Origin of the sequence: Streptomyces sp. 150FB, assembly GCF_000818195.1 — a bacterium.
GTDB lineage: Bacteria > Actinomycetota > Actinomycetes > Streptomycetales > Streptomycetaceae > Streptomyces.
This window is the reverse complement of sequence record NZ_JTHL01000001.1, coordinates 8,117,060-8,124,385: the sequence shown is the minus strand read 5'-3', so window position 1 is coordinate 8,124,385 and position 7,326 is coordinate 8,117,060. Positions and strand designations below refer to the sequence as shown.

Here is a 7,326-nt window from a genome sequence, read left to right as displayed (position 1 = left end):
CGGTACGGGGCCCGGCTGCGGCGCGGGCGCCTCGGGCTCCTCCTCGGGGCCGGGTACGGAGGTGGTCAGCCGGTCGTCGCCGGGGCGGCGCGGGGCAGCGGTGTCCGGGGACGTCGACGGAGCGTGCGCCGGTGGGTGGAGAACACGCGCGGCCGGAACACGGGCGGCGGGATCTGGACCAGCGGGATCGGGGGCCGGTGGCGGGGGCCCGTCGTCGGGCGCCGCCGTACCCCTCGTATCCGCAGCGTCGGAGGACTCACCCGCGCCAGAGGACTCACCGCTCCCCCGCCGCCCCTGGTCCCCCCACTCCAGGAACGCTTCGCACGCCGTGCAGAACGCCGCCCCCGGCGCGTTCCGGTGTCCGCACTCCGGGCAGGTCATGGCCGCTCCCCCACCGGACCGGTGCCCGCGCCGCCGTCGGCGGGCAGGATCTCCAACGCGTAGCCGATGTGTGCCGGCACCTGCTCCTCGATCAGCTCCTCGGCCCTGACCCGGTCCACCGCCCCCGGGTCGGGTGCCCGCAGCCGTACGACCACCCACGGCCGCTCCTCGCCCGGCAGTTCGGTGCCCGGCGTCGGCGAGCAGGCCGAGCCGCCGCTCTCCGAAATCTCCGGTTCGATCCCCGTCTGCCGGCGGATCGCCTCGGCGAGGCCGCCGCGCGTCCCCCGGCGGCTGTGCCTGGCCACCGCTTCGGTCACCGCGGCCCGCCGCCGTTCCAGCGACTCCTCCCCGTGCGGCTCGGCGGCCACCCACTGGGACACCCAGGCGAGGAAGTCCTCGGGCGCGCTGCGCGGATCGAGATGCGCGGGCAGGTTGTCGAGGGTCAGCAGAATCGGGGCGAGTACGTCGTCCAGCGCCGACAGGAAGCGCAGGACGAAGTCCTGTTCCAGGTAGAGCGCGGGAAGCAGCTCGACCAGGGGGTGCGGGGTGGGCAGTCCTTCCACGGCCGTTCGCATCACGCCTCCCTGACCCGGAGCTGGTGTTCGTACGAGAAGGCGAGCGCGTGCCGGTCGAGGGCGATCCGGGTGGTCGCCTCGCCGCGCTGCCCGGTGACCGGGTCGGCGGGGAAGAGCCGTACGTCGTCCACCAGGTCCACGTCCGGCACCTGCTGGAGCACGGCGAACGCCTCGCCCGCCTGGATCGGCCGGCCGAACGGCCAGCCCTGCCGGTCCGGGCCGCCGGTCAGCGGGTTGAAGTAGCCGTAGAGCGCGGTCAGCGCGTCCTCGCGCAGCCGCTCGACCACCGCGCCCCTGCGGGCCCCTACGGAGGCGACGACCGTCACCCCCTGGTAGAACGGCGGCTCCACCATCACCCGCGCGCCGATCGGGCGGCGTTCGTCGAGGTGGCGGGTGATCTGCTCCAGTGTGTCGGGCGGCGGGATCAGCTCGTCGAAGCGGATACGGCCCTGTTCGTCGCCGCGCCCGGACGGTACGACCAGCAGCCGCACTCCGCCCGCTTCGGCGTCCCGGCCCACGGGGACGCAGTGGACGCGCGCCGCGTCGGGGGCGACCTCGCGGGCCAGCAGTTCGTAGTCGTGCGGAACCACGGCGCGGTGCAGGGTCCGCAGGGTCATCGGGCCGCGTACGCGTGCGCTCTCCACCGTCTCGCCGTCGACACCGCCGAGCGCCGGGCGCCTGTTCTCCACCCGCGCGACGAACGGCAGTGAGCTGCGCAGGACGCGCAGCGCGCCCCGGGCGACATTGCCGCGCCTGCCGCCGCCTGTCCGGTAGCCGCGCACCCGCACGGGGCTGCCCTTGCGCGGCACTGCGCCGTAGTGGCGCAGGCTCCCGTCCTGTTCGCGTACGGCGGGGCCGAAGTCGACGCGGCCGGAGTTGGGGTCCAGGGTGATGTGCCGGTCGTCGGGTCCCGAGTGGGCGAAGTCGTCGACGCGGGTCCAGTCGGCCCACCCCGAGCCCGCTTCCACGTCCGCCACCTCGATGACGAAGTCGCCGGGCACCACGGGCGGTCTGGCGAGTTGGAAGCTCTGCCCGGGTACGCCCTCGGAGGGGCCGAGGACCTCCTCGCGCACCGTCTCCGCGTGCGCGGCCTCGACGGTCCCCCCGATGGTGAAGGCGCTGATCCGGCGGACGGTCGGCGGCGCCACATAGCCCGGCTGTCCCGGCTCGGGCTCCAGCAGCCGGCAGCGCAGCCAGCCGCCGGTCCGGCGCAGGACGGCCGATCCGGTGTGGGTGCGCGGGAGATGGAGGATCAGTTCGCCGGACTTGTTGAAGCCGCCGGTGTCGTCCTTCTCGATCTCGCAGCCACGCCACTGGGTGCCGTCCCAGGCCTCCCAGCGCAGCGGCGGGCGCAGCGGGTCGACGCCCACGCCCTCGACACGGCAGTCGAGCCGCAGCACGACGACGCCCGCCGGCACCTCGTTCGACAGGCCGACGTACAGCGCGTCGCCGGGCGCCGGGGCCGGGGCAAAGCACGGCACGTCGCGGCCGAGCGCCAACTCCTGCGTACGGTCGACCGCTTCGCCGTCCGCCGCCCTGGTCGCCAGGTACGCGAAGTCGCAGGGCACGATGGCCAGATCGCGGCCGGTGGTGAAGACGACCGCCTCCTCGGTCTCGGTACGGACCGTCGCGACCTCGGTGCCCGCCCGGACGCGTACCGCTTCCGGCTGGGGCGCCGACAGCCGGAAGGTGACGTCGGTGCGGGCCGCCGTCGGCGGGTACAGCCGTACGCCGATCAGGTCGAGGAAGGTCAAGTAGTTCTTCTCCGGCACCCTGTTGAGCCGGTAGACGAGCTGGTCGACCATGGTGGCGAAGGCTTCGATCAGTGTCACGCCCGGGTCGGAGACGTTGTGGTCGGTCCACTCGGGACAGCGCTGCTGCACCAGGCGCTTGGCCTCGTCGACCAGGCTCTGGAAGCGCCGGTCGTCCAGATCGGGGCTGGGGAGCGTCACGTGCCGTCCTCCTCGTGCTGCGGGATGACATAGAACGGGAAAACGAGATTCCGGGGGTCGTTGGAGCCGCGCACCGTGTAGCTGATGTCGATGTACAGCACTCCGTTGTCCGCCTCGTCGAAGCGAACCGTCACCTCGTCGACCTCGATACGCGGCTCCCACCGCTCCAGCGCGAGGCGTACCTCATAGGCGAGTTGACCGGCCGTGCCCGCGTCGGCGGGAGCGAAGACGTAGTCGTTGACGGCGCAGCCGAACTCGGGCCGCATCGGCCGCTCGCCCGGCGACGTCGCCAGGATCAGCCTGATCGACTCCTCCAGGGCGCGGTCGCCGCGTACGAGGGCGATGGAGCCGGTGGCGTCCGTACGCGGCGGGAAGGCCCAGCCCGCACCGATGAACTGCTCCCCCACGGCGCTCAGCCCCCGATCAGTACGGTCGGGCAGCCGGACACGACGGGCGAACCGCATGCCGCCGTGTCCCCGACGCGGGCGGCGGGCCGGCCGCCGATCAGCACGGTGGAGCTGCCGGGTCCGGCGATCGCTGACGGTGCGTGGACGGCGGGCGGCGGTACAGCGCACGTGTGCGGCGTACCGACCGTGGCGGCTGGCCGGCCGCCGATGAGCACCGAGTTCACACCGGGCGAGCCGATCGTGCCGGGGTGTCCTGTCGGGTCGCCGACGCGGGCCGCGGCTGCTCCGGCCGGTGCCGGGCCGGTCCTTGCCGGGCCGGTCCTTGCCGGGCCGGGAGTTGAGGCTGAGCCTGGTGCTGCGGACATCTGTGCGTGCTCCTCTCGCCCCGCCTGCTCGCGGAGTCAGTTGATCCTGACCATCGGTGCGTTGATGGAGCAGGAACTGCCGCCCTTGATCTCGGTGCGCGATGTGCCGCTGACGGCGACCTGGCCGCCCTGGACGTCGAGGGAGCCGTTCGTGGCGAGCCGCAGCGCTCCGGTGCCGCCGTCCACCTGGATTCCCGTGCGGGCCGTCAACTTCACTGAGTCGCCGGTGAGTTCGAGCGCGCCCCGGCCCGCGTCCATGGCCACTCCGCTGCCCGCTGTGATCGACACCTGTTTCCCGGCCTTGATCTCCACACTGCCGTCGCTGTTGACGACGACCGTGGTGCCTTTGCGGTCGAGGTCGATCGTCAACTTCCCGTCGCCCGTGGACAGTCGTACGCCCTGCGGGCCGTTCGCCGAGTCCAGCAGCTCCAGTTGGTTGCCGCTCTTGGAGGCGAAGGCCCGCCGGTTGACGGCGCCGCTGGTCGGATCGACCAGCTCGGCGCCCTCGGCCGCGCCGCCGCTGCCCTGGGACGGTTTGTCCTGGCCGTTGTAGAGCCCGGCGAGGACGTACGGGTGGTCCAGGTGGCCCTGTTCGAACCCGACGAGGACCTCGTCCCCCACCTCGGGGATGAACGCGTCACCGCCGCCCGTACCGCCCGACTGCGCCGTACGCGCCCAGTCGCTCGCGTACTCGTCCGACAGCCAGGGGAAGCGGACCTTGACCCGGCCCAGGCCGTCGGGGTCCTGGGTGTCCGTCACCGTGCCGTTGACCAGACCGGTGCAACGCCCGGCGGCGCTCCCGCCGTTACCCGCTCCTCCGCCGCCGCCGGTCAGGCCGAACAGCGAACGCTCCTGCTGCCCGGATACGGTGATCCAGGTCTCGTAGCCGCGCACGGCGTCGAAGACATGCCGCGAGGAGGTCACCGTGTAGCGGCCCTCGAAGGGCGCGCCGACGGCGTTCAGCGCCACCGCGCTGCCCGCCCGCACCTGTGGATTGCCCCGGATCACCGCCTCAAGTTCCGCGAACGACCCGGCGATCCGCTCCGCCAGCGCCTTCGCCGCCTGGTCCACCTGGGCCTGGGTGCCGTACGCCGCGTCCGTGACGACAAAGCTCGCCTCCCCGAAGGGCTCGGCCACATCGGCGGCCGTCACACCCAGGTCCAGCGTCTGCGCCCGCCCCGCCGGCACCCGGCCCACCAGCGGCTGCTTGGCCGCGATGTCCCAGCCCCGTACCTCCACCTCCGACACCTGCTCGGCGGCGGACACCCCGGCCCGGCAGCGCAGCAGGTTGCTCCCCATCTCCAGGACCAGCGAGTCCTGTTCGGCGCGCGCCGAGCTGTCGGGCGCGCCGGCGGCCTCAGTCGGCCTGGTGATGTGCAGGCCGCCGTCCAGGACGTACGCCTGGGCGCCCGCGTCCTCGGCCAGCCCCCGTACGAACTCCCAGTCGCTGATGTTGGGTTGGGCGACATGTTCCAGGACGGGCCCCGCGACGTCGACCGTCCCCGGGCGCAGTCCGGCACGCTGCGCCACCTGCCCGCAGATGTCGGCGAGTGTCATGTTCCGGTAGGCGGTGACCCTGCGGCCCCGGAACAGCCGGTACGACTCGTCGAGTCCGCGCACCACCGTGAAGGTGCCGGTGTCGTCGAGTTCGACCTCCAGCGCGGTCACCACACCGGTCAGCAGCGGTGTGGGCGAGGTGTCGCCTGAGTGGGCGAGCAGCCGGGCCTCGCCGCCGATCTTGAGCCCGGTCTGCTCCAGCAGGGTCCGGCCCGCGTCACGGAAGCGCAGCACGAAGAGATCGGGCAGCGTACGGCTGTCGTCCACGTACCCCTCGACCAGTGTGTTGGCGAGAGCCGGTGGCAGCGGACTGCCACCGAACTCGACCACCAGTGACTTGGCGACACTCTGCTGGGCCATCCGCCCCCACCTCAGTGCTTCCCGCTCGGCAGTCCGGCGCGTTCGGATTCCTCCAGCCGGCCCAGCTCGTCCAGGGCGGGCAACAGCAACTCCTGTCCGTTGACGAGACGCATGGGGTCGTCGATGCCGTTCGCCTCGGCGATGACACGCCACGCCGCCGGGTCGCCGTACTCACGGTGGGCGAGGCCCTGGAGCGAATCGCCCGAGTGGACGCGGTGCATCCGCCGGGCCGCCAGCGCGCCCGAGGTCGGGTTCTGCCCCGGCGTCTCCCCGCTGATCTCCTCCATCGTGACCTGGCAGAGGGCGCGGATCGGCACCCCGGAGGTCGTGAAGAGCGTGTATTTCGCCTGGACTTGGCTCACATACCCCGGAAAGCCGGTGAGGCCGCCCCAGTGGAACACCACCCAGGGCGGTGAGGACCGCTGCTGCTGCCTCGTCTCATTCGTCGGCACACAACAGGCGAACAGCTTCTCCACCGAGGTCACCACACTGCTGTCCTGGGTGTCGCTCGCGTCGAAGAACATCTCCACGGTGAGCTTGCTGGGCTGCGGCCCCTGGTACTCCGGCGGCCCCGAACTCTTCGCGCCCTTGGCCGGGGTGCGCTTCCAGGACGCCGCCTTGGTCAGGCTCAACTCCTTCGGGTTGAACTGGAAGTCGATACGGCCGCAGGGCCCGCCGGGTGTGAGGCCGCCGCCGGCCGGCGGGGTGCGCAGCTCCAGGTACGCGTGCTCCAACTTGGGGCGCGCCGACCCCGGCACCCGGGAGGACGCCGTACCCGAGGTGCCTGCCACGCTGAAGGCGATGGGCCCGCTCATCGGCGCTCAGCCCTCCATCACATAGCCGTGGTGGGCGATCTCGATCGTCTCGATCGCGACCTTGGGCGACTCGGGCGTGAAGGACGGCCCTGTCCAGCGCACCGGCACCACTTCGAGCAGTCCCCACTGCGCGACCCGGCGGCCGTCGCCCGTACGGGCCTCAATGTGCGCGGTCTTACGGCTGAAGCCGGTCGTCATGCTCGCGAACCACTTGGCGACCCGCTCCGTGTCGCGGGTCAGCGGCCGGGACAGCTTCACGTTCGAGTACTTGAGGCGGGTGGGCAACTGCCAGATGTGGCCGTTGTTGCCGCCCTCCTCGCGGGCTTCGAGGACCACTTCGCAGCCGAGGCCGTCGCAGGTGTTGAAGGAGCCCAACTCGATGTCGTCGATGGTGACGACGAAGCAGACGCTGACGGCCGGATCGCCGTTGTCGGACTCTGTCATGACGCGTACCTCTCCGTGCTTTCCGTGGGTCTGCGTGTATCTGCGTGGGTCTGTATGGGGCTGTGCCGTCGGTGGCTGTCAGTGCCTGGTGTTGATCAGGAAGCCGGCGCGTTCGCGTTCGAGGCGCAGGTCCGCCTTGAGGAGCCGGCTCAGCGGTGCGTACAGCGCCCGGACGAGTTCGTCGGTGACGGGCGGGGCGTTGCCGCCCGCGCCGCCGCCGGCGCCTGCGGTGGCCGTCGCGCCCGGATCCGTACGGGCGTCGGGGAACTCGCCTCCGGGGCCGGGATCGAGTTCCGGTTCTGGTTCCGGAACTGCTTCCATTTCTGTCGGCGGGTCCGGCGGTGGGGGCTCGGTGGTCTCTGTCTCTCGCTGGATCACCGAGGGGTTGCCGAAGACCACACTGCCGTCGGCGAGCCGCTGGGCCACCCCTGCGGCGACGGCGACGGAACCGGCGTCGCGGAAGGCGCCGG

The 7,326-nt window shown here is 72.2% G+C and carries 7 protein-coding genes and 1 pseudogene; all 8 read right to left on the bottom strand.

Going from position 1 to position 7,326, the window contains the following annotated elements; all coding sequences use genetic code 11:
- Positions 1-377: 377 nt before the first annotated feature.
- A complete protein-coding gene (locus QR77_RS34875) occupies positions 378-956 on the bottom strand; it encodes a phage tail protein (protein WP_040026011.1) in 579 nt (192 codons plus the stop codon).
- Positions 956-2,908 carry a putative baseplate assembly protein gene (locus tag QR77_RS34870; protein ID WP_040026010.1) on the bottom strand — a complete coding sequence of 651 codons (1,953 nt, stop codon included), beginning with the start codon at positions 2,906-2,908 and terminating at the stop codon, positions 956-958. Before QR77_RS34870 ends, QR77_RS34875 begins: the two co-directional genes overlap by 1 nt.
- Complete coding sequence (locus QR77_RS34865; protein ID WP_040026009.1) at positions 2,905-3,315, bottom strand: GPW/gp25 family protein; 411 nt, start codon at positions 3,313-3,315, stop codon at positions 2,905-2,907. The genes QR77_RS34870 and QR77_RS34865 overlap by 4 nt, the downstream gene beginning before the upstream one ends.
- A 5-nt stretch (positions 3,316-3,320) precedes the next feature.
- On the bottom strand, positions 3,321-3,554 hold the full coding sequence (locus QR77_RS34860; RefSeq protein WP_052489791.1) for a PAAR domain-containing protein: 234 nt from the start codon (positions 3,552-3,554) through the stop codon (positions 3,321-3,323).
- A 162-nt stretch (positions 3,555-3,716) separates the two neighbouring features.
- Entirely contained in the window at positions 3,717-5,597 is a 1,881-nt protein-coding gene (locus tag QR77_RS34855) for a VgrG-related protein (RefSeq protein ID WP_040026008.1), read from the bottom strand.
- 11 nt (positions 5,598-5,608) lie between these two features.
- Positions 5,609-6,412, bottom strand: coding sequence for a LysM peptidoglycan-binding domain-containing protein (locus tag QR77_RS34850; RefSeq protein ID WP_040026007.1), 804 nt, complete (start codon positions 6,410-6,412; stop codon positions 5,609-5,611).
- Between the two features lie 6 nt (positions 6,413-6,418).
- Positions 6,419-6,856 carry a phage tail protein gene (locus QR77_RS34845; protein ID WP_040026006.1) on the bottom strand — a complete coding sequence of 146 codons (438 nt, stop codon included), beginning with the start codon at positions 6,854-6,856 and terminating at the stop codon, positions 6,419-6,421.
- Positions 6,857-6,934: 78 nt separating this feature from the next.
- Positions 6,935-7,326 (bottom strand): annotated as a pseudogene (locus QR77_RS34840) (hypothetical protein); the annotation flags it as partial.